Origin of the sequence: Bacillus sp. SJZ110, from assembly GCF_006715455.1 — a bacterium.
Classification (GTDB): Bacteria; Bacillota; Bacilli; order Bacillales; family Bacillaceae; genus Bacillus; species Bacillus subtilis.
Window position 1 is genome coordinate 37,035 of record NZ_VFNF01000006.1, and the last position, 23,436, is coordinate 60,470.

Annotated in this window: 21 protein-coding genes; 6 read left to right on the forward strand and 15 right to left on the reverse strand. The window is 45.5% G+C overall.

Annotated features, from left to right (window positions below):
• The first annotated feature begins 17 nt into the window (after positions 1-17).
• Positions 18-566: a transcriptional regulator PadR gene (padR, locus tag FB592_RS16530; RefSeq protein ID WP_003233588.1), complete on the forward strand. Its 549-nt coding sequence runs from the start codon at positions 18-20 to the stop codon at positions 564-566.
• A gap of 72 nt (positions 567-638) precedes the next feature.
• On the opposite strand, the gene lnrN is transcribed toward padR, so the two are convergent.
• From lnrN to glvA, 13 genes are all read right to left on the reverse strand, one after another.
• The gene (gene lnrN / locus FB592_RS16535; protein ID WP_103803359.1) at positions 639-1,796 is read right to left on the reverse strand and encodes a linearmycin resistance permease LnrN; all 1,158 of its coding nucleotides are present in this window, start codon (positions 1,794-1,796) and stop codon (positions 639-641) included.
• 13 nt (positions 1,797-1,809) lie between these two features.
• Positions 1,810-3,000 carry a linearmycin resistance permease LnrM gene (lnrM, locus tag FB592_RS16540; RefSeq protein WP_103803358.1) on the reverse strand — a complete coding sequence of 397 codons (1,191 nt, stop codon included), beginning with the start codon at positions 2,998-3,000 and terminating at the stop codon, positions 1,810-1,812.
• A gap of 12 nt (positions 3,001-3,012) precedes the next feature.
• The gene (gene lnrL, locus FB592_RS16545) at positions 3,013-3,948 is read right to left on the reverse strand and encodes a linearmycin resistance ATP-binding protein LnrL (RefSeq protein ID WP_021481179.1); all 936 of its coding nucleotides are present in this window, start codon (positions 3,946-3,948) and stop codon (positions 3,013-3,015) included.
• A gap of 142 nt (positions 3,949-4,090) precedes the next feature.
• Complete coding sequence (gene lnrK / locus FB592_RS16555) at positions 4,091-4,753, reverse strand: two-component system response regulator LnrK (protein ID WP_032726622.1); 663 nt, start codon at positions 4,751-4,753, stop codon at positions 4,091-4,093.
• A complete protein-coding gene (locus tag FB592_RS16560) occupies positions 4,750-5,952 on the reverse strand; it encodes a sensor histidine kinase (RefSeq protein ID WP_103803357.1) in 1,203 nt (400 codons plus the stop codon). Before FB592_RS16560 ends, lnrK begins: the two co-directional genes overlap by 4 nt.
• Before the next feature lie 117 nt (positions 5,953-6,069).
• Complete coding sequence (gene catE, locus FB592_RS16565) at positions 6,070-6,927, reverse strand: catechol 2,3-dioxygenase (protein ID WP_064671921.1); 858 nt, start codon at positions 6,925-6,927, stop codon at positions 6,070-6,072.
• A gap of 17 nt (positions 6,928-6,944) precedes the next feature.
• The gene (gene catD / locus FB592_RS16570) at positions 6,945-7,349 is read right to left on the reverse strand and encodes a DoxX family oxidoreductase CatD (protein ID WP_003244204.1); all 405 of its coding nucleotides are present in this window, start codon (positions 7,347-7,349) and stop codon (positions 6,945-6,947) included.
• A gap of 153 nt (positions 7,350-7,502) precedes the next feature.
• Complete coding sequence (locus FB592_RS16575) at positions 7,503-9,317, reverse strand: ABC transporter ATP-binding protein (RefSeq protein WP_085187149.1); 1,815 nt, start codon at positions 9,315-9,317, stop codon at positions 7,503-7,505.
• The gene (locus tag FB592_RS16580) at positions 9,311-11,032 is read right to left on the reverse strand and encodes an ABC transporter ATP-binding protein (RefSeq protein ID WP_103803356.1); all 1,722 of its coding nucleotides are present in this window, start codon (positions 11,030-11,032) and stop codon (positions 9,311-9,313) included. Before FB592_RS16580 ends, FB592_RS16575 begins: the two co-directional genes overlap by 7 nt.
• A 414-nt stretch (positions 11,033-11,446) precedes the next feature.
• Positions 11,447-13,780: a peptidase G2 autoproteolytic cleavage domain-containing protein gene (locus tag FB592_RS16585; protein ID WP_043940076.1), complete on the reverse strand. Its 2,334-nt coding sequence runs from the start codon at positions 13,778-13,780 to the stop codon at positions 11,447-11,449.
• A 123-nt stretch (positions 13,781-13,903) separates the two neighbouring features.
• Positions 13,904-15,487 carry a PTS maltose transporter subunit IIBC gene (malP, locus tag FB592_RS16590; protein WP_043940075.1) on the reverse strand — a complete coding sequence of 528 codons (1,584 nt, stop codon included), beginning with the start codon at positions 15,485-15,487 and terminating at the stop codon, positions 13,904-13,906.
• Positions 15,488-15,501: 14 nt separating this feature from the next.
• Complete coding sequence (gene glvR / locus FB592_RS16595) at positions 15,502-16,266, reverse strand: MurR/RpiR family transcriptional regulator GlvR (protein WP_014476181.1); 765 nt, start codon at positions 16,264-16,266, stop codon at positions 15,502-15,504.
• Between the two features lie 64 nt (positions 16,267-16,330).
• A complete protein-coding gene (glvA, locus tag FB592_RS16600) occupies positions 16,331-17,680 on the reverse strand; it encodes a maltose-6'-phosphate glucosidase (RefSeq protein WP_041851167.1) in 1,350 nt (449 codons plus the stop codon).
• Between the two features lie 335 nt (positions 17,681-18,015).
• Between glvA and FB592_RS16605 the strand changes: the two genes are divergently transcribed.
• From FB592_RS16605 to FB592_RS16625, 5 genes are read left to right on the forward strand one after another with little or no spacing between them, the layout of a single operon-like run.
• Complete coding sequence (locus tag FB592_RS16605; protein WP_014476174.1) at positions 18,016-18,330, forward strand: WXG100 family type VII secretion target; 315 nt, start codon at positions 18,016-18,018, stop codon at positions 18,328-18,330.
• Positions 18,331-18,335: 5 nt separating this feature from the next.
• Positions 18,336-19,559 (forward strand): hypothetical protein, encoded by a 1,224-nt coding sequence (locus FB592_RS16610; RefSeq protein ID WP_141949807.1) that lies wholly within the window; start codon positions 18,336-18,338, stop codon positions 19,557-19,559.
• A gap of 11 nt (positions 19,560-19,570) precedes the next feature.
• Positions 19,571-20,338 (forward strand): hypothetical protein, encoded by a 768-nt coding sequence (locus FB592_RS16615; RefSeq protein WP_141949809.1) that lies wholly within the window; start codon positions 19,571-19,573, stop codon positions 20,336-20,338.
• Between the two features lie 23 nt (positions 20,339-20,361).
• A complete protein-coding gene (locus tag FB592_RS16620) occupies positions 20,362-20,919 on the forward strand; it encodes a YfjD family protein (protein ID WP_015715517.1) in 558 nt (185 codons plus the stop codon).
• Positions 20,920-20,968: 49 nt separating this feature from the next.
• Positions 20,969-21,298, forward strand: coding sequence for a YnfA family protein (locus tag FB592_RS16625; protein WP_010886445.1), 330 nt, complete (start codon positions 20,969-20,971; stop codon positions 21,296-21,298).
• Between the two features lie 35 nt (positions 21,299-21,333).
• Here FB592_RS16625 and FB592_RS16630 read toward each other — a convergent pair whose 3' ends face one another.
• Positions 21,334-21,513, reverse strand: coding sequence for a small acid-soluble spore protein H (locus FB592_RS16630; RefSeq protein ID WP_003244276.1), 180 nt, complete (start codon positions 21,511-21,513; stop codon positions 21,334-21,336).
• 53 nt (positions 21,514-21,566) lie between these two features.
• On the reverse strand, positions 21,567-23,384 hold the full coding sequence (gene acoR / locus FB592_RS16635; protein WP_014479182.1) for an acetoin dehydrogenase operon transcriptional activator AcoR: 1,818 nt from the start codon (positions 23,382-23,384) through the stop codon (positions 21,567-21,569).
• Between the last annotated feature and the right edge of the window lie 52 nt (positions 23,385-23,436).

A 23,436-nucleotide genomic window follows, 5' to 3' on the forward strand; every position in this document is an offset into this window, starting at 1 on the left:
CAGACACGGAGGATAGCATGAGAGTATTAAAATACGCCATATTAGGGCTTTTGCGAAAAGGCGAATTGAGTGGATACGATATTACGAGTTATTTTAAAGAGGAGCTCGGCCAGTTTTGGAGCGCCAAGCACAGCCAGATTTACCCTGAGCTCAAAAAGCTGACGGATGAAGGATTTATCACGTTCCGGACAACGATTCAGGGCACAAAGCTGGAGAAAAAGATGTACACCCTGACAGACAGCGGAAAGCAGGAGCTGCATGACTGGCTGATCCGCCACCAGCCGATACCCGAGACGGTGAAGGATGAATTTATGCTGAAGGCTTATTTCATTTCTTGTCTATCGCGCCAGGAGGCTTCTGATTTGTTCAAAGACCAGCTGCAAAAACGCCAGGCCAAGCTTTCTGACTTACAGGGAAGCTATGAAAAGCTTATGGCTTCAGCAGAGCCGATGTCATTTTCTTCACCGGACTTCGGCCACTATCTTGTGCTGACGAAAGCGCTGGAGCGGGAGAAAAATTACGTTTCTTGGCTGGAATCAATTTTAGCTATGATAGATAAGGATTAACCGCAGTTCAGGCTGCACCCATACGAATGTACCCACATGCAAAAAAACATCTGCCTAAACGGCAGATGTTTTTTAGGCTCGGAGCGCCTTAAGCCCCGCTACGAAAGTGATCGCAGCAAAAGCAAGCAAGATGCCGCAGATTCCGAGAATATCTGTGACGCGGGCACCGTTAGCGATAATCTCTGTCAGCCCGCTCATCGCCCACTTTTGCGGAAGAAATTCAGCGATGGATTGCATAAATTTCGGTTCAATGTCGATCGGCCAATACATCCCGCTCACCATACATGTTGCGATGACAAACAAGTTGCCGAACGCAAGCTGCTGTTCTGGCGTTCTGACATTGGCCGCAATCATCAATCCAATGCCGACAACGGTCAATAGAAAAAGCGACACTAATACAATAACTGCAGCCGGATTCCCCCAGTTGATGCCAAACAGCCAATGGGTGGAAAGAAGCAATATGCCAAATTGAATCCAGCCAATGACAAAGAAGGACAGCACATACCCAGCACCGATTTCGGCTCGGCTGACAGAGGCTGTAAGCAATCTGGACCATACGCCGTTTTTTCTTGCTTCTAAAATGGTTCCAGCCGCTCCCATCATGGTCAGCATGACAAACAGGATGGAAAACCCTGCTGCTCTGGAGGCTGTGTCACTTGCTTCCGCACCCTCTTTTTTATCACTGAGCGTCTGTCGTGTTACAGCCGGAACTGTATCTTCATGTTTTTTGGCGAAAACGGTTTTATACGCAGCCTTCCAGTTCTCTCCAGCTGTCTGCGATGCCGTTTTTGCCGCGGTCACCTGAATATTGAGCGTTGCCAATGTGCTTTCTGCATATTGTTTGACCATCGGCGCTTCCGACAGCTCAGGGCCGTGACGGAAAATCAGTTCAGGATGTTTGTCTTTTTCCAGCTGTGTCTGGAACGAGCGGGAAATGACGATGATCCCGGCAATTTTCTTTTGTTTCAGCTTTTCTGACGCTTTGCTTTCAGACATGTTTTCGAATACATACATATCATCGTGTGCCTTCAGCTGCCGAATATAATGCTGTGAGAGAATCGTATCGTCCTGATCAACGATTGCAAGCCGCACCTTATCATCATTGCCGCTGAGCATACTCCCAAATACAAAGGTAAGCAAAAGCGGGGCAGCAAACATGATCAAATAGTTCTGTGGCTTCTTAAAAATGAGAGAAAGCTCAATGCCGCAAATGGCTAGAATTTTTTTCACCTTTTGTACCTCCTTATCTTGTATGAAGCCGTCTGATACCAATTACAAGTGAACAAAAGCCGATCGCCGCAAAAAGAAGCACAGGCTTTTGAAGGTCAGCCCAGCCTCCCCCTTCCATTAAAGAAAGAAAGCCGTCAAGCGCCCAGCGATTTGGCACCGCTTTGGATACAGACTGCAAGACGTCCGGAAATTGGTACAGCGGCAGCATGGACCCGCCGAGAACCGCAAGCAATTGAATGCCGAAGCCGCCTATCGCATCTGCAGTTTTCATATCGCTGATGCACGACGCAAGCAGCATTGAAATACCAGATACAGCTGCGGCGTAAGAAAGCCCGAGTACACTCACGAACAGCAGATTACCGCCCCAGTCCACACCAAATACATTGATTGTGACGATCAGAAATATGAAAAATTGTATGATGGCAAACAGATACGTCCCAAGCCATTTTCCGAAGAGAATGACGGATTTTTGCGCAGGCGTCATCAGCATTCTGGCAAGCGTCTCCGTATCCTTTTCCTGTAAAAATGATTTCGCCCCGACTGTGATATGAAACAGCATAAACATGCAAAGCATTGCCGCCGAATAGTATTGAAAACTGGTAACGGCTTTGCTGCCCACAGATTTTTCCGCAATAGTAAGCTTGTCACCTGTTTCTTTTTCTAGCGTCTTTGCCAGCTTTTCTGCAAACTGTGCAGGGTCAAGTTTTCCTTGCTGTACAGCTTCCGTTTTGCTGATGTAGTCCATTGAGGCTGACGCGGCTTCCTTTACCGCTTTATATTGCTCTATAAATGAGCTTGCAGCTGTTTCAATGATGGAACTTTTCAATGTTTGATCAGGAGCGGCATTAACAACAGCTGAGGTTTTGCCGGCTTCCCAATGGTTCGGGATAACGATGCCTACATCGATTTTCTTTGCATCAATCAGCTTTTTCATCTTGTCTTTGCTGCCGACTTTTGTGACCTTTATTGACTTTATTTTTTTGAGAACATCTTTTGTAAACATGTTTGCTGCATCTGACTGGTCTGATTGAATGTAGCCGACTTTGATGTCATCAATCCGGCTGCCTCCGTCAACAACTGATCCGAGCGCTGCGCCTAAAATACAGGTTAGGATGAGCGGCATTAGGATAAGCATCATAAACCCTTTTCTGTCCGTGATTCTGATTTTCACATCTTTCCATGCGATCCATATGCTTTTTTTCATGGCCGTCCCTCCTCAATCCCGCAACGTGCGGCCGGTCAGATTCAGAAACAGGCGCTCCAGATTCGGTTCCTGCACTTGAAGAGACAGCAGGCTTATATGATGAGCAGCGGCTTCAGCAAGCAGGCTGGTGACGACTTTCTCATGATGGGCCGCAGAAATGTCAATTTTGAGCTCTGACTCTTGGACTGTTACATCATTCACATGGGCCAGGGAACGGATCGCCAAAAGAAACGCTTCATCGATCCCGCTGACCGTGAGCTGAATGATGGTATCGCCCCCAAGGCGGCTGCACAAATCAGTTTTTGTGCCAATCGCAATCATTTCCCCCTGATCAATTATCCCGATCCTGTCGCATAAAAACTCAACTTCTTCCATGTAATGACTCGTATAGATCACCGTCATGCCCGTTTCGTTGAGCTGTTTAACCGTTTCTAAAATGTGATTTCTCGATTGAGGGTCAATACCGACAGTAGGTTCATCCATAATCAGCAGCTCGGGCTTATGCATTAAAGCCGCACCGATGTTGATTCTTCGTTTCATCCCCCCGGAGAATGTTTCAATCTTATCTTTAGCCCGCTCAGTCAGACCGACATATTCAAGGACCTCTGCCGATCTTTTTTTGGCCTCACCGTGCGTAAGTCCGTACATTTTCCCCCAAAACATAAGATTCTCATGAGCCGTCAGCGTCGGATATAATGCAATTTCCTGCGGAACAATGCCGATTTTTTGTTTCGCTTTGGCCGTTTCTTTTCCGATGACATAGCCGCCCACCGTGATGTTCCCGCTGTCATGCGGCACAAGGCCGGAAATCATCGAGATGGTTGTGGACTTCCCCGCACCGTTTGGCCCGAGCAGACCGAACGACTCCCCCTTTTGGAGGGAAAAAGAAATACCTTTCACGATTGTTTTTTTCCCATATGCCTTTTTGATATTTTCTGCTTGCAGCACGTCGTCTCACTCCTTTTTTGATCCATTGCCATTGTAGAAGAAAGAAAGGCGTGCGGCATGTAGCGGCAGATAGAACATAGGGCATGAAAAAAAGGCCTGTAAAAGGCCTTTTCAGAGAAGCGTATATGCAAAACGTCATATGTCAAAAGACAGATACACCATATCTGACCGAGTAAATGGCGGCTTGGGTTCTGTCCCTGACAGCCAGCTTGCTGATAATATTTGAAACGTGGTTTTTGACTGTGCCTTCTGTAATGTAAAGCTTTTCGGCAATTTCTTTGTTATTCAGCCCGTACCCCAGCTCAGCCAGAACTTCGATTTCGCGCTCGGTCAGGCCGAGCAGCTCCTTAGGTTTTTCTATCTCATTTATTCCTTTCAGCTGTTTTTCACGCTTCCATTCATTCAGCATTTGGGCAGTCAATTCCGGGGGAAGCACCATTCCGCCAGAATGAACAGTCATCACCGCTTTTACAATCGTATCTGCCGACATATCCTTCAGCAGGTACCCGCTTGCTCCTTCTTCAAGCGCTTCAGCAATCAGCGCTGAATCCTTAAAGGTTGTCAGCATCAAAACCTTTACGCCGGGCAGCGAGCTTGTGATTAATTTTGTTCCCTCCACCCCGTTGGAAACCGGCATGCGGATGTCCATTAATACGATATCCGGCTCCAGCTCTTTCGCCTTTTCGAATGCTTCCTGTCCGTTTCGCGCCGTTGCGATCACATCGAGCTCTTCTCGGAGCTGGAGCAGGGATGCCAGCCCTTCTCTGACGATATCCTGATCGTCGGTAATGATGATCTTAATCATGATAAACTCTCCTTTTGCTGCACGGGCCTGAAGCTCCATTTTTTATTGACAAGTGAAAATTCTGCATTTACAGTAAATCCTTGATCCTGTTCGCTTTCAAAGCGGATCATTCCGCCATGTTCCGCTGCCCGCTTTTTCATATTCAAGAGGCCAAAACCAAGTGCTGCCTCGGGATTGCCTTTGCCGTCATCCTTAATGACAAGGTTGATGCTGTCCGTTGTGCAGGCAAGCTGTATCGAACAAGCTGTGGCGCCGCCGTGCCGTTTGGCATTGGTCAGTGCTTCCTGCGCCGTTCTGATCAGGGTCGGATGGAGAGACAGCGGGATGATTGCAGGATCGCCGCTGACCGCAAATTCTGTTGTGACTCCTGCATTTTTGCAAAAGTCCTCTGTCAGCTGTTTCAGCGATTCGATTAGCGAAGGATCGTTTTCAGTTTGCAGAGTGCGTACTGATAAGCGGACATCATCAAGCGCTTCACGGGCAAGTGTTTCACAGACACCTACTGTCTCATCCGCTTTTTGGCTGTCTCTTTTTTGCCATTCACGCAAAAGCTGCAGCTGGACAAGAAGGGCCGTCATTTTATGCCCCACTGTATCATGGATTTCCCGCGCCATTCTGTTCCGCTCGTAAATGGCAGTCAGCTCTTCAACTTGCTTCGCATATAAATGGAGCTCCTGATGTGCGGCAGACAGCGCCAGATGGGACTCCGTCAGTTCCTGAAACTGCTGTTTTGCCGTATCCTGAGCCTCCAACAGCTTGCGGATTAATTTGCCCACGACACCGCAGAAGACAACGAATGTCATGCTGATGCAATGATCCATCACATATTCATCACCAAGCATATGATATGTGCGTAATAGAACAATCAGCCACATCATAAAACAAAAACACAGGACAGACCATACCGTTTTTCGGTCAAATCCCTTCAGAAAAAAGGTAACAGCAACCGGGCTGAGCAATGTAATATATAAACCTGTACCCGGAAACATGAAACCGAACGAAAAGCCAACTGCAATATCAATTAGACAAAAAATAATTGCATATTTCTGTACCCTTAATAAGAGATGATTTGCTAAGAATACACTCGCACCGCCAGCGATGAACAAATACTCAAACCAGCTGTCATCCTCTACAAGAAAAAAATAAACCGAACAGCTTACCATTAAGGTGAAAATCCTAGTAAAAAAAAGAGCCTTCACGCTCATCACTCCCGATGCCCAATTCCCTTCTTATCATACCTGCCTGAGGGCATTTTTGACAGGAGTTTCTGGAAAATAAAAAATCCCTCTGCCGTTTTTTCGGCAAAGGGATTGCAGTTAAATCACAAATGTAATATAGGCGCCGGAAACAGGGTCTTTCACACGAAAACTGTTTTCCGTCTCTTCAATCGAATACCCGGCATGTTTGACTCGGTTCGCCACTAAAACCAGCTCCTCTTGGTGAGGCAGGACAACAGTGTAATAGTCTAGTCCGCTGGCATTTGTCGGTTTAGGCGGCGCATTTCTTCCCGCCCAAATGTTTAAGCCGATATGATGGTGGTACCCCCCGGCTGAAACGAAGAGGGCGGACATGCCCGCATAGTTTCCGACAATGTCAAAGCCCAGTACATCTGTATAAAACGCCTTTGCTTCTTTCAAATCACTGACATGCAGATGAATGTGTCCGATGATTGTATCGTTCGGAAGCGATGTTTTCCGCTCATCTCCTGCCTCTTCCAGAAGGCCCTCAATGTCAACAGCGGTTGTCGTCATGACATAGTTTCCTTCCAGATCACGCTGCCACGTGCTGCGGGGGCGGTCAGCATACATTTCAATGCCGTTTCCGTCAGGATCAGACAGGTAGAGCGCTTCGCTGACAGCATGGTCCCCATGTCCGATAGCAATGCCGTGTTCAATCAAGCGGGCGAGCGCGATCCCAAGTTCCTTCCTGTCCGGAAGAAGAATCGCAAAGTGATAAAGGCCTGTCACAGACCGTTCAGGCAAGACGACAGCGCTCGGATTTTCTTCAAGAATAAGCAGTACGCGTTTCCCGTCAGCCGTTAATTCAGCTTGGCGATCCGTCTTTTTTAAGACTTGAAAACCGATGACGTTACAGTAGAACTGAAGCGAACGCTCCAGACTGCGAATTGTGAGTTTGGCATAGCCAATGTGTGTATCCTCATGAATGCTGGTCATGCTGCATGCCTCTTTTCTTATGCTGAAACGTTTCCGTTCTTTTTTCCTTTAAACACAAATGGGTCCAGCGCCAGGAATCGACTTCCAGTAAGCGCCAGGTGAATGGATGTCAAAAGCAGAAGGTAATCAAATTCTGCATTGCCCATGAATGGCGCTTTCAGCTTAACAGTGATGATGGCGCCGATCAGTGTAAGAGCGAACAGTACACCGACAATACGTGTAGCCAATCCGAAGAAGACCAGCACTCCGCCAATGAGTTCAATCGCTGCGATGACATACGCCATAAAGCTTGGAAGGCCTATGCTGCCGAAAAATTGGATGGTGCCCTCCATTCCCTGAAACTTTGATAAACCGTGAACAAAAAAGATAATACCTGTAATAACTCTTAAAAGTAATGTGCCAATTTCAAATGATTTATTCATTTTATCCTCCTTGATAAATGTTATCACTTACTTAATGTAAGCTAGTATATATACATAACTTGTTTACGTCAAGTAATTTTGTTACATTTTACGAAAATGAAATAAAAGTACTATAAATCTGTAACAAAAAAGACCTCTGTGCAGGACAAAGGTCTATTTCTCAAATTGGCTTTCATATAAGTCACCGTAAAATCCTTTTTGCCGAATCAGCTCGTCATGGCTGCCTTTTTCAATCATTTCACCGTCTTTTAGCACCACAATCTGGTCCGCTCTTTGAATGGTGTTCAGCCTGTGGGCAATGATGACGCTTGTTCTTCCTTCCATTAAACGGGCGAGCGCTTCTTGAATGTTGACTTCTGTTACGGTATCAATGTTGCTTGTCGCTTCATCCAAAATGAGAAGAACCGGATCGGCAAGCACCGCCCGCGCTATAGAAATCAACTGCTTCTGTCCTTGACTGATGCCCGAACCGTTTTGCGTCAGCACGGTGTCATACCCTTTTGGTAGCCTTTCAATAAAACTATGGGCATTCGCTGTTTTTGCAGCGGCTTCGACTTCCTGATCAGAAGCATCGAGCCTGCCATAGCGAATGTTTTCTCTGATCGTTCCCTGAAATAAGAAAGAATCCTGAAGAACAAACCCCATGTTTTTTCTGAGGCTTGCTCTAGTAAGGGTTTTAATATCTGTACCGTCGATTAAAATTTTTCCTTCGTTAGGCTCGTAAAAACGGGCGAGAAGGTTAGTGACGGTTGTCTTCCCCGCCCCCGTCGGCCCGACAAACGCGATGGACTGCCCGGCAGGCACGGTAAACTGTAAATGCTTCAGCGTCTGCTGCCCTTTATCGTAACCGAAGGACACATCCCGGAATTCAATGCTGCCTGTTTGGATGGGCTGATGCACGGCGTTCTTTTCATCCTCGCGCTCTTCTTTTTCATCAAGCACGTCAAACACCCGTTCAGCGCCGGCGATTGCGGACAGCATCGTATTAAACTGGTTGGCCAGATCGTTTAAAGGGCGTGTAAATTGTCTTGAATACTCGGCAAAGACGACGATGGAGCCGATCGAGATCCAGCCTTTCAGCGCAAACAAACCGCCGATTGCCGCTATCATTGTAAAGCTTAAGTTATTCAAAGAGTTCATGACCTTCGGGATAAACCCGGAAATCGTCTGCGCCCAAAAGCCCGACGTCTTGAGTGCAGCGTTTTTTTCGAGAAATTCAGCAGTAATCTGCTTCTCACGTGAATATGCTTTGATGACCTTTGCGCCTGAAACAGATTCCTCAATATACCCATTCAGATCACCAAGGTTTTTCTGCTGTTCTTTAAACAGCTTTCCCGTTCGGTTGGTGATCCATTTCAGGCTCGCTGCCATCACCGGAATAATGGTCAGCGTAATCAATGTAAGGAGCGGGCTCATGTACAGCATCACCGCAATCGTCCCGACAAAGGTGATCACGCTTGACAAAATTTGAATGACTGACGTGTTTAAGGTAGAACTGACATTTTCGATGTCATTCGTCACCCGGCTCATCAGCTCGCCGTGCCGCTGTTTATCAAAAAATGGAATCGGCAGCTCATGCAGATGGGTGAACAATTCGCTTCTCATTCTGAAAACCGTGCCCTGCGAGATCGTAATCATCCAATAGTTTTGAAACCAAAGCGACAGGGACTGAATGATATAGATAGCGAGCAGAAGAAGCAAAACGGGAATCAAGCCGCTGACCGTTTTCCCGACGATAAAATGGTCAATGGCCTTTCCGATCACAAAGGGGCCAAGGAGCCCGAATATCGCGCTGATGACAACCATCAGCATGACAAGTATGAGCAGTCCTTTTCTTTCAGCCAAGTAAGACCAGATTCGTCTCAGTGTGCCCTTTGTATCCTTTGCTTTCGCCCGCTTTTTCGCGCCTTCTTTTTTGTCAATTGGCAGTTTGGGATATTGGAAAGGCTTGCGGATGTCTTTTAGCATGACTCGCTCCCCTCCCTTCCGAATTGTGACTCGTAAATGCGCTTGTATAACTGAGATGCAGAAAGCAGCTCACTATGAGTGCCTTTTTCAATCAGTTCGCCGTCCTCAAGCAGCAAAATCTGATCAGCTTTCATCGCCGTGGTTATTTTTTGTGTAATGATCAAAGTTGTGCAATGGTATGTGCTGATTGCTTCAAGCAGCTTCGCCTCCGTTTGCAGATCAAGCGCGCTTGTGCTGTCATCTAATAGAAGGATAGCCGGTTTTCGAATCAGTGCCCGCGCAATGGAAATTCGCTGTTTTTGGCCGCCGGACAGGTTGACGCCTCTTTGCCCCAAAACTGTGTCATATCCATTTGGGAGCTTCAAAATCGTTTCATGAATTTGCGCATGTTTGGCCGCATCCATTATTTCATCTAGTGAAGCATTTTCTTTGCCCCAAGCGATGTTTTCTTTGATTGTGCCGGAAAACAAGAGGACTTCCTGAGGTACATATCCAATTTGCCTGCGCAGCCCTTCAGCCGGAAAATCTTGAACCGGCTTTTTATCTATGTAAATGCGGCCTGAATCCGGCTGATAAAGCCGCGGAATGAGCTGAAAAAGCGTGGACTTGCCCGAGCCCGTCGCACCGAGAATCGCGATCGTTTCTCTTGGTTTTACAGAAAATGAGACATCCCTGAGCGCTTCTCTGTCCATTTCAGGATAGCGAAAGGATACATGCTGAAACTCAATCCGTCCTGACAAACGATCAGATATGATGCCTTCCTCCCGCTCATCGCCTTCTGTTTCAAGCACCTCGCCGATTCTATCCCCTGAAGCTTTCGCCCTGGTGAAAATCATAATCAAAAATGGAAACATCGAAAGCGCGCCTGTAATTCGTGTTGCGTAGTTAATTATCGCAACAACATCGCCAACCTGAGTGCTTCCGCTCGTGATACTGTAGGACCCCGCCCACAAAATCAAAAGGATGCAGAGATTCATCAAAAGCATCAGTACAGGCATCGTGAATTCCACAAGCTGAAAGGCCGAAACCGTTTTTTCCATCAGCCTTGTGTTGGCTTTGATAAATCGTTTGACTTCGTGGCTGCCGCGAAGCAGCGCTTTGATCAGCTTGATTGCAATTAAATTTTCCTGCATGATAGTGTTCACTTGATCCAGCCTTTTCTGCACTGAGCGGAACAGTGCCCCGCCTTTCCTTAATACCCATAGCAAAAACAAGATCAGGATCGGAATGGTCACAAGCAGAAAAAAGCCGAGTTTCACATTAACGGCAAGCGATAGCACAATGCCGCCTGCAATCATTAAGGGAGCCCGCAGCATAAACCGCAAACTCATAAAAATCATATTTTGAACCTGTGTGACGTCGTTCGTCAGCCTTGTAATATAAGAAGAGGACGAAAACTGTCCAAATGTGGAATAGGAGAAGGACTGGATTTTTTGAAAAAGCCCTTTTCTCGTATCATAGGAAAAGCTTTGGCTGACATGGGCGGCATAAAAGGAATTCAGCATCCCCGCCGCAAAGGATAACACGGTCAGCCCGATCATGACCGTGCCCCATATCCATACATGCCGCAGATCTTGCTTCAATATCCCATCGTCGATGATTTTTGCAATCAATAAAGGCTGCATCAGTTCAACTGCAAGCTCCGTCAGCATAAGAATCAGAGCAATTCCCGCCAGCAATGAATGTGGTTTTAAAAACGACAAAGCCTTTTGCATGTAAAAGCCTCCAAACCCCTTTTAGCAATATGTACTTTTTATTTTAATTGTTTATAGGGCTTGATGAAAGAATTTTACTGTCATGAAGTGTTATGAAAGCATAGAAAAGCACTGAATTTATCTATAACCAAAATCACTTTATCTTTTATTCGAGAGCTATTCACTGCTGATCTGCGTTCATTAAAAAATATCAAAGATTTTACTCTACTCAAGTTGAGGTGCTGGATAGACTTAGATAAATTAGGAAGATTGCTGGAACCGTAGGAATAATGAAAAAGATAAATTTTAAAATGAAGACCTTTTTGCGAGGAATATAATCTCATAAAAATGCGGTGAAAAATTTCTAAAATCTAATTAAAACTCTAAATAGAGTGCATTGTTAAGCACTCTATTTAGAATCTGTACATTTTAATGTTACCGAATAAAAACTAAAACCACTCCATATCCCTTACTTTTGTCGAACTCTTTGATGACTCTCATGACCTGCCACCTTTGTTTAGGAGATACCGTTTTTGTAGCAATTCCGTTGTTATGCGCTTGAATAAAGTCTCCGGCTTCTACTGTGCTGTCGCATCTTACATAAACCTGTCCTACAAGGCCCACAACATTCCATTCATCCCTCTCTTCCCTAGAGGCATAGTTCTTATCTGGCTTATAATCAGGGTTTTCCATAGGCGCCATGACGATTTGGCCATTGGCACCTTTCTGTTTTTCATAAATATACCCGCCAAAATCATTCTTCAGGTATCTTCCAGACCAATGGAAGCTTGACTCACCAAGTATCACACCAGCTGTTTCAGAAATAACTCCAAGCATAAAGTCACCTTTTTTTGCAGGTCTAATTTTATCACCCTCCAATGTAACTAGGGTTCCTGCCGGAATTTTTTCACCGCTTAGGCTCTCAAAATATTCAGCGTAATCCGAGAACGTTTGGGAACTTTTTATGCTTCCTGAAGCCTTAATCGTTCCATCTTTTGCATGAAATTCTATCTTTCTGTTTGATGAGGATGGTGTGCTCCCACTTGCCCATCCTAGAGCAACTGAGTCTGAGTTCGGATTGATCGTATTATATGAGGCTATCACAGAAGATTGAGCAGCCCCAGTTGCTCTGCTTCGAACAGATCCAGCTACAAAATTATTATTTCCAGTAGCGTGGGAATCACGAGAGCCAATAATCCCGCTTCCTTTATGTTTAAACAAAAAGTACGGCGTCACAACGCCGCCAATCTTAAAATCTGTTTCGTAGCCTGAAAAGTCACAATTAGAAACATTAAGATCAGGGTCAACAGAAAAAATCCCAACTGTACCACTGTTATTTTTAGGCGATCTTTGCCCCCATACATTACTAACTACAGACTCGTACATACCGCTCCCAAAAACAACACCCTTTTCGGCTGAATCGATCAATGTCACACCATCAATCATTACCTTGCCGACGGAATTGTCGCCACCTACAATATAAAGATCATTATCAGCAGTTTTAAATCCTCGAATCGTTATATTCTTTAAATTGATTAGACGCCCTTTATAATACACGCTTACGACTGAATTTCCCTTATAGTTAATGGAGGAATCATCGCATATAGCATGAAAATTAACCACATTGACGCCATCGTAACCTGAAATTTGCAATGCATTCGGCCCTGCCCCTTTGTACAGATCACTCGGCTTAGGGTTATATGCGATACAGTTAGCCAGCTGAACGTCATGAGCTGATGCTGATTGAGGATCACTTGCTGTGTGGTGTCCTATATGCCGAATGCAAAAACTAATTGCATTTTCATAGGCGCGGCAGTTCACAAGTTGAACTCTTTTTGCGGCCGGAGCATAATCATGAGCTTTAATTTCAAATCCTCGAACTCCTCCAATTGCGATGCAGCTATCAACCATTACATCCTGAGAGCCATCATCGATTTCAAAACAGTTTGTATTTGAAGACCCATCATTTAACCCCATCGGATGGTAAGAAAGACAATGACTGAAAGTCGTATGCTTTCCAAAGTGACATGTGAAATTATCATCGCCAGAGCCTGTTGCTTCGCAATATGAGAAGGTTACAAAGTTGCAGCCACCAGGCTGATAAAAGGTAGGATCATCATTTTCTCCGTGTCTGTTATAATTAGGGCTTGTAGCATCAAACCCGTGAAGGCCGGCATTTTTTGCAAAAACATGCTCTACAAAAGAGTAATCCACATTTGCAAAAAGCAAGCAGCTTGAAGTGGGCCCCTTAGGGATCTTCCATCCAGCAGGACGCGTATCTTTATTCCAGTCCAGTGTCAAATGTCCAATGTAGATATTTTCATTACCATTTGTATGATCACTATTGGTGAGTACAGAGTGACCAACTGGCGTATCGTCTAATAACTTGATGATGGTCCTTTTTTTACCCGCTCCAACCAGCATTGTATTCGAAGGAACGAGCAAGCCAGATACCCTAAATACGCCTGCAGGGACTTTTATGAGATAGCCACCTTCGGCCATCGCATCATGAAATGCTTGCGTATCATCTGTGACCCCGTCTCCTTTAGCTCCATAATCCATTACGTTTCGTTCATCAAGGTACTCAAATCTGTTCTCATACATTTTGAGTCTTTCATTTAAGTTTTCAAAAGTTGTTATTCCATTACTTAATGCAATCCCAATTTTACTATCAATCGTTTCGAAATTCTCGGCAAGCTTGGAATCAATTTCAATACTTTCAGTGCTTTCAGGTTTGTAAAGACCTAAAAACGTTGTATAATTTTCCATTTTTACTCCCCCTATTGGTTTCAATTTTTAAGAAACATAACATCCCTTGCACTTATAAGTGGCAAACGTATGACAAACAAAAAAGCGCTGTCTTTAAACAGCGCACTGATCAAATAATTTCACCTATTCATTTAGTATTTTTTCCACACGCTCCCGCATCTGCGGTACGCTTAATCCGATAATCACCTGAAACGCCTTCCCGTTCCTGACAACGCCGTGTGCGCCAAGCGCGCGGAATACGCTGTCGGGTTCAACCTTTGTTTCATCCTTGACACTGACTCTGAGGCGGGTGGCGCAGTTTGTGACTTCAGTGATGTTGTCTTTTCCGCCCAGCGCTTCAATATACAGAAAAGCGGTGTCATCAGCCGTTTCAGCAGCGGAGGCCGTTTCATCCTTGTTTTTTCGTTCTCTGTATTCCTTTTTCGAATATAGCTTTGTTTCCTGCTGTTCATCCTTTTCCCGTCCTGGTGTAGCGATATTGAATTTGAGGATTAAAAATCTGAAGACGAAAAAATAAATTGCTGTAAACGAGAGCCCGATCAAAATTTGATACACATATGTCATACCGTGGCTGCCAAAGAGCGGAATCCAGTTCAAGGTCACCGCCTCAATCAGCCCGCCTCCCATATTTCCGACGACGCCGGCCATATACATAACTGTCGACATTGTGGCGGCAAGCACGGCGTGAACCGCAAATAAGAAAGGTGAAATGAATAAGAACGTAAACTCAATTGGCTCTGTAATACCGGCGACAATCGCTGTCAGTGTGACAGGAATCAGCAACCCTGCGACGAGTTTTTTCTTTTCCTTTTTGGCTGTCACATAAAAAGCCAGGGCGATACCCGGAATACCGAAGATTTTCGAGTTGCCGTGAAGCGCGAATCCGCCTTGCGGAAAGAGCTCCTTCAGCGGTTTGGCGCTTTGCGAATATTCGCCAAGATGCTGTGCCCAATACGTGACGATCCCGCCTTCCGCTACAGCCGGGCCATAAATAAACGGCGTGTAAATAAAGTGATGAAGGCCGGTCGGAATTAAAATCCGTTCCAAAAACGTGTATATCCAAACGCCCACCGCCCCAGAAGCAACCAGGAAGCTTTGAAGCGAGCCGATTCCCGATTGAACCATCGGCCAAATATAAGACACAGCCAAGGCAATTGGGATCATAATAAAGAAGGAAATCATCACGATATATGTTGAGCCTTGAAAGATGCCGAGAAAATCGGGCAGTTTTTTATCAAAATAGCGATTATGCAAAAAGACGACAATCGAAGAAATAAAGATGGCTCCGATAATGTTGGTATCGAGCGTTTTTATGCCCGCAATCATCGTTAACCCGCTCGTTCCGCCGACCTCTTGATTCATGTCGACGCCAAATGCTCCTCCCCATACCGTCAATATCGCGCTGACAAAATAGTTGAATGTCAGGTAGACGGTAAGCGCTTCCAAACAAGCGCGTGCCTGAGCTTTCTTCGCCAAAGCAACCGGGATGCCAATGGCGAATAAGAGCGGCATTTGGTTAAAGACAGTCCAGCCGCCCTGCTCAATGATATACCAGCACTGATACCAAAAACCGTCAGGATCGGCGAGCGGTCCCATGAGGGTTTTATTTTTAAAGAGCGTGCTGATACCGACGATAATGCCGGCGAACGCGAATAATAAAACAGGCACAAACATCGCGCTTCCAAAGCGCTGAATTTTTTGCATCATACCAGAACCCCCTGCTACTCATTGTCATTTTTTTCTGCCTCTTTGTAATCAACATATGCGCGGAACAATGCTTCGCCAACGAGAAAAAACGGTGCAAAAGCGACAATTTCCGTTTTATCGCTTAATGTCACAGGTTTGCTTGTCGCATAAAGATTATGCGGAGTCAGCTGGGCGAGGACATTGTTTTTTAAATTCGTAATGGAAATAAAGGGAATACCCTTTGCAGAAAGCATTCTTGCCTGAGGAATCAGCTCCGGTGTTTCTCCGGAAAGAGAAATGATGATAAACAGATCGTTCACTTTAAAATCCCCGCGCATCAGATTAAATTCATTCGTGTCTTCAATCAAAATAAGATAGCGATGACGCGGAATAAACATTCTTTGCAGGTCGCGGGCGCATATCTTTTGCGCATTTCCAGAACCGTAGACGAAAATGCGGTCAGCTTCATCAATCAGCTGGCACATGTCCGTCATGTCCTTTGTCCTTAAGAACTTCAAATTTGCTTCAATATCATCAAGCAGCTTTTCAAAACTCATACTCTCGCCTTCTTCCGGCTGATCTTCCCACTTTAAAAAGACGCGAAATTCACTGTAGCCACTGAAACCGAGCTTTTGGGCAAGCCGTAAAATTGAGGAACGCGATACACTGCAAGCTTTGGCCAGCGCGTCGATTCCAAGGTGATAGCATGTGTGCTTATGATTCAATATATATTTTAAAATATGAAAATCGTTGTCATTCAATTTGCTGTAGTGCTGATTGATCAGTTCTTCGAGCTGCATATCAGATCCCCCCATTTTCTTTCTATTATATACAATTACAGATTCGAAAATGGGGGAATTTCAGTTATGATATACGGGTCGGGCTTTGATCAAGCTCAGGCCAGAAGTCTTTGTTGGCCTCCATTAAATCCTCGAGAATGAGTCTTGCCACACGCGCGTTCGGCACTGTTTTTGACAAAATTAGCGCCTGCCACAGCTTTTGGAACGATTTCTCCGCCCATGCTTCAACAGTCAGCTTCTCAACGGATACCTGCTGCTCCATAAGCCCTTTTTGGAATTGCGGAATGGTGCCGACGGTAATCGGTTCAGGCCCATTTGAGCCGACAATGCATGGCACCTCGACCATCGCAGTCGGGTCAAAGTTCGCAATTGCGCCGTTATTTTCAACGATCAACAGCATTCTTTCACCTGTGTTGTAGGCAATCGCCCGGGCAAGATCAACGATATATGATGCGTGATCATCGATTTTGATTTCGCTGTTTTCCGAGGACTGCTCACGTGTGATCATGTCACATTGGCTGAAAATAAAAGCTTCGCGCCCTTCCATCACTTCATTTGCCCGCGTATGATTCGGATTTGATTTTTTCACCATATCATCCGGGAACAAATAATATTGCAAATACGTATTCGGCAGTGTGTCAGGATCTGCTGCCTGCACGTCACGCGCTTTGGCGAATGTGTCATTCCAGCTCGCCTCCACCGCTTCAGCCTCTGTTTTCGGAATATAGCCGTATTGAGATACATGCTCCTTCAGCTTCGGCATTAAATCGTTGCCCTCTTGATCCTGAATTGATGTCCACCAGCCGAAGTGATTTAATCCGTAATAGCGGACCTTCATTTCTTTTCTTGAGGATAAGCCAAGAATTTGCGCCATCCGGTCTTCGATCCCAACCGGCATATCACAGATATTGAGAATTTTAGAATTCGGTCTAAGGCGTCTCGTAGCTTCAGCCACAATTGCCGCCGGATTGGAATAATTGAGCATCCACGCATCAGGCGAGTATTTTTCCATGTAATCTAATATTTCAAGCACACCGCCGATCGAACGCATACCGTATGCGATCCCGCCCGGCCCGCACGTCTCCTGGCCGACAACTCCGTACTTTAACGGAATTTGCTCATCAAGCGCACGCATCGCGTATTTCCCTACTCTGATGTGCGCCATAACAAAATCGACATCTGTAAAAGCTTCTTCCGGGTCAGTCGTCGCTGCAAATTCAATATCCGGCGCTTTTTCTCTGATAAAAACGTCACAGGCGCCTGCAATTCGATCCTGTCTCTCCTTATCATTATCATACAGCTTCAGCTTTCTGATCGGAAACTCCTCCAAATGGTCCAAGAGCATGAGTACGATCCCTGGAGTGAAAGTGCTCCCTCCGCCCGCTATTACGATTGAGAATGATTTTTTCTTCATATGACGACCTCCTTGATAACGTTTACAATTCCATTTATACCATGAGATAGCCCGTCCCGTAACACGTTTGGCGCACTTAGGTCATTTGATCAACTTTAGTGTTTTTTCCCATAGAGCGGGAAATTTCTCATTTGCCTTATGTCTGAGGGATTTGTTTTTTTTACCTTTTTTGTAATCTTAAAGTCTCACCAACTGTGAATTTTAAGTGAATATACGCCCTTCCAATTCTTATGAAAAGGTTCTTTTGTACGATTCGGATACATGCCGAATTATTTATAATCATTTATATAAAACATCCAATTGTGCGTGAATTTAGAAAAGGCAGGGGACAAAAGTTGGACTCATATAAAGTCATTGAGCTGGCAAACAAGTACAGTGCGGCCGCAGAAGAGGTCAGAAGCTCCAAAATGCTGCTTGAATCCCGGTTATCTGCATTGGGAGATGCTTGGCAGGGCAAATCAAGAGATTCGTTTGACCAGGATTTCGAGGAAACGAAAGCCGCCTACGATCAATTCGAACAGGAGCTGCTTGAAACAAGCCAAGAGCTGAAGGCTGCCGCTGTCAAAATAGAAGAACGAAAAGCTGAAATTGCCAGAATGGAAGAACTGGAGCGTAAAGCAAGAGAGGAAAGACATAAACTCGGGAGGTGAACGGTGTGTCAGGAAACATTGCAATTGATCCGGATAAGCTCGAACAGCTTGCAAATGATGTAGTCACTGAATTAACTGATATGGAAAACAAATATAAGGACCTGCATGTGGAGCTGGGGCAGATGATTTTGCAATGCGATCCCCGCTACAGCAGCTGTTTTTCCGGAGTGGGCGATGCGTGGAGCTCAGGAAAAGCGCTCGTCACCAAGCTAAGTGACAATGAGATTTTCATCAGAAAAACGGGCGATAAATTTGTGGAACAAGATGATATTTTGCGAAAGCTCTACAATGCCTACGACAAATACGGTACGATGACAAGCTTAACCGCTCTTATGCTGACGCAGGGAAAATATTACGGATTAGGGCTTACGAAATTTGTGAAACAGCCAAGCGGCTTGCATACAGCCCAGCACTCAAAACTGCTCTTGGATATTTCCAGGGCCGTTGACAGCTCACGTTATCAAAAAGCGGCAAGAGTGCTTTTGAATCCTAAATATTTGTTGAAAAAGACAAACCGTCCATTTTCAGATTTGGTACATAAAAAGTTTACAAAATACTTCCCTCAGGACACGGTGGATTTTTCAAACAGCGTCAGAAGCTACACAAAAGGATTTCTTAATGAAGCCGGCGTACGCTCCACTTTGAAGGATGTGGGAAAAACGGGCTTGAGATTCGCGAAAGGAAATGCCATTACCGCCACACTGATTACCGGTGCGACCGAAACATTCGGAGCAGGCGTGAAAATTGCTGAAAATTATGCAAAATACCAGGACAAACCCGAAGTTCTCAAGCGTGAAAACGCCAAGGCCGTCGGGAATGCTGTGAATAATACGATTTTTGTTGCCGGCGGTGCCACAGCTGGTGCTGTTGTGGGCGGTGCCGTAGGAAGTGTGTTAGGTCCTGTCGGCACAGTAATCGGAGGCACAATTGGTTCGGCAGTAGGAGGGTTTGTTGGGGAAAAAATCGCAAAATTCACATCAGTCTATGCTGAAAAAGCAGCGATAAAACTTAAAGAACCGATCCATGCTGTCGTTGATACAGCCAAAAAAGGACTGGAATCAGCCGGCAAAGTCGTCAAATCAGTGAATGACGGCATAGATGCGGCGAATAAAACGATACATAAAGGGATAGACAGTGCGAAAAAAGGAATAGAAAAAGCAAAGAAAACAGCGGATTCGCTCATACACGGCGCAACCCATTTCCTTAAAGGGAAATTTTCATTTGGATAGGAGAATAAACAATGAAGCAGTTTACAATCAGCATAGAAGAACTCTTGTTTTGTTTTTACAGCGAAGGGTTTTTCGAACAGGGAATGGCCTTAAAACAAGCCTATTTTCCCGAAATAGAAGATGAACAGCTCGGCGCCTTATTTGAAGCCGCGTGCCGCTCACTCTTAGCCAAAGATGCGGCGGAATATCGGAATCATCAATATCGGCTAAAGGACGAATACTGTCCGTTTATCCATGTGTTAAACGACGCCGACTATACAGTGAAGCTGTCCAAATTTGATGAACAAGGCAAAGAACAGAATATATCCTGCCATGTTTCAAAGTTTGGTACTTACTCTCATGAATTGCTGTTTGATGAACAGGTGCATAGAATCAAAAAAATGGATTCAACTAATGGATTACTCTCTAAAACATCCGAGTTTTTAAATATAATAGATGCAGAAGATCACAAAGAATCACTGATCTCTCTGACATCAACTGAATTTGAATTGCTTTTGGAGGGCGCTTCAGACACTCCCACACATCTCAAGGAGTTTCTAGATAAGCATGATCACCAAGAGGACGTTACCCGTTTTGTAAATGATCTGGCTTTGCGAAAAGGAAAAATGGATACGCTGATGCGGCTGGTTTATGATAAAGACAACTCCCCGCAAGTGGCTGACATGGCTTTCGTTCTGCCTGGCAGCCATCATACTTGGCTGGTAACAGGTATTACCCAAAATGAATTTTCTATCGTAACAGCAAATAAAGATGTGATAAAAGGAATACTTTTTTGCTAAAGAGCGATAAAGGAGAATAGCAATTGAAAAACAATGAAGTAATTAAGGTCAAAAGCAGACTGTTTTTTAGAATATGGCTGTTCCTCGCTACAGGGGGCGCCTTTATTGTGGGCGTCTGGCTGGTGTCTGAAGCCCTCACGTTTGAATCTAAATATGCCCTGCTTTATTTGGGCGGCGGATTACTGGCGATGATTTATGGATTGATCACATTCTTTATGGCTTTTCCTGCGTTCACAAGCCGTGGAAATGTCATTTTCACCATAAAGACCGGACCTAGTGGCGAAATCTTCTCGAGAAAGCGCAGCGTGCTGTTTTCCGAGGTGAAGCGGCTTTATATGGGGCGCCATCAATACAGTTTGAAAGGGATCTTTTTTGAGGATATTATCATCGAGAAAACAGACGGCAAAATCGTTCGAATCCCGACCTGGAACATCATCGCGAATCCGCTGTTTTTCGAAGCGGTTGAACGCTATATCCTTCCCCATTTGAATGAAGAGGCTCAAAACAATTGGATCAGCCAATTTACAGAGGTTCAGCGAAAAGCGTATTTGAAGGAATTTGAGAATCATCCGAAGCTTTAAAAGCTCTCCTCCTCTATAATGAAAGATAAATGCAAATTGAGGAGTGCTCATGATGCTGATTACCATTCTTTTATTTCTCGCGGCAGGGCTTGCTGAAATTGGCGGCGGATATCTGGTTTGGCTATGGCTGAGAGAGGCAAAGCCAGCCGGCTACGGAATTGCCGGGGCGCTGATCCTCATTGTATACGGCATTCTTCCGACGTTTCAGTCCTTCCCATCTTTCGGCCGTGTATACGCCGCTTATGGCGGAGTATTCATCGTGCTTGCGGTCCTGTGGGGATGGCTTGTTGACCGGAAAACACCTGATCTGTATGACTGGATCGGCGCATTCATTTGTCTCATCGGTGTCTGTGTTATTTTATTTGCGCCGCGCGGATAACAAAATGGCCTGCTTATGAAGCGGGCCATTTTTGTTTAATCCTCTTTTAAGCTGTTCAGCTGCACTTCATGCTCCTCTTGCGGTTCGTCAAGCGGATAAATTCTTGCTGTTCCAGTTTCTTCATTTACGTGCTGAATGTAAATAGGAACGCCGTTGTATGTTACTTTCTTCATGTCGGGAGATTCTACAATTTCTTTCGCCCTTTGAATATTCATCGTAACACCCTCCTTCAATACATAACGTTTCCATTTCCTGAAGGAAGTATGCTTTATGATTCAGCGGACAAGTTGAATTTTTTCAGGCGTTTGTAGAAAGTGCTTCGGGGGATCCCGCTGATTTTTGCGGCTTGAGAGACGTTTCCTTTTGCTGATTCAAGCGCTTTGATCATCATATCCTTTTGGATTTGCTCACGAAAGGTAAGCACGCCGGCAGCAGCCGGCTTTTTTTCTGCAGAGCTGGCCGGCAATCCAGCGGCTTCCAGTAAAGCGGGTAGCGGTTCATCCCTCAGCCGGCCGTCCGGAAATCTGATAGAAAGACGTTCAAACACATTAAACAGCTCACGGATATTCCCCGGCCACTTCCATTGCTTCAGCACATTACAAAAATCAGAAGGAAGTTCGCCTGGCCAATGATTCTTCTGTTTGTAGTGCTCAAAGAGGTCCGGGATATCCTCGGTGCGATCGCGTAATGGAGGGAGTTCAATTGGATAGACATGAAGACGGTAAAACAAGTCCTCTCTGATTTTTCCGTTTTCGGCAAGCTCGCGTAAATCACAATGTGTGGCGGCAATAACTCTGATATCAACCGGAATTTCTTTCGTCCCGCCGATTGGCGTTATCTTACGTTCCTGAAGCACTCGTAAAAGCGCAACCTGCATCGAGTGGGAAATTTCTCCGATTTCATCTAAAAATAATGTGCCTTGATTCGCTTTTTGAAAGGCGCCTTTATAGCCATTTCGTTTCGCTCCCGTAAAAGCGCCCTCTGCATATCCGAATAGTTCGCTTTCAATCAAATCAGACGGAATCGCTCCGCAATTGACAGCAATAAACGGACCGTGCCGTCTCTCACTGTTCTCATGAAGCGCGCGAGCCGCGACTTCCTTTCCCGTACCAGTTTCGCCCGACAAACAGACCGTTGCATCTGCCGCAGCTGCACGTTCAAGGTTCATCAGCATCGCTTGCGATCGGCCGCTTTGCCCGATCACTCCATTGAATCGAAACACCTTCTTTTTCTTTTGTTCCGAAAGATAAAAACAAGTGCCGCCATCTCCTATGGTGACAGCTTTTTCGATTGAGTAGCCCCGTTCCTTCAGCTCATACAGGTGCCGGCCCTGCCAATCCGGTATTGAGGTTCGAATCGGTATGCTCGCACTGATGATGTGCTGCTTGGTATTGCATAGCACCATCGGCACACTGGATGCAGCCCTCTCTCCAAAACGGCTGATCAGCTCGAGCTCTTTCTCACGGCTTTTAGCTGCGAGTTCCCGTTCAGCTGCATAGGCGATCGCAGTGGCAATACCGAGCATATGAGGATGAGCGCCTGCCGCCGGACACGATATGTCAATCACACCCGCAAGGCTGCCATCCTCATGGTGAATCGGAGCGGCTGAACAGTTCCAAAGATGGGAAGCAATGGAGTAATGCTCTGATCCTTGTATCGCAACCGGCTCGCTAATGTGGAGTGCCGTGCCAATCGCATTTGTTCCGACAGCCGTTTCCGTCCAGCATGCCCCTTCGACAAAGTTGATGCGTTTGGCTTCATAGAGCGCGCGGGAATGGCCGTCCAATGCCAAAACAACACCGTCTGAATCAATTAACAGCGCCATCATTTCCATTTCTTTTATGGCAGGCAGCAGTTTTTCGAGGTAAGGCTTTGCGGTCGTCAAGAAGAATGAATGTTTTTTTGACTGCTGATCCAGCTCCGTTTGCTGTAAAACCTTCGGGCCTTTTTCTAAATAAGGATTGACCTCAGCTTTTTTGCAGCGATGCCATGACTCTGCAATCCGTTTTCTTAATCGGGCTTCGTCAAGCACACCGTCTTTCACAAAACGTTTCCAGGTTTGCAAATCGTTTGGGACCGAATTCATTTCCTTGATCGCTCCTCCCTTACACGCCGTTTTCATCTATTGTAGGGGAAAA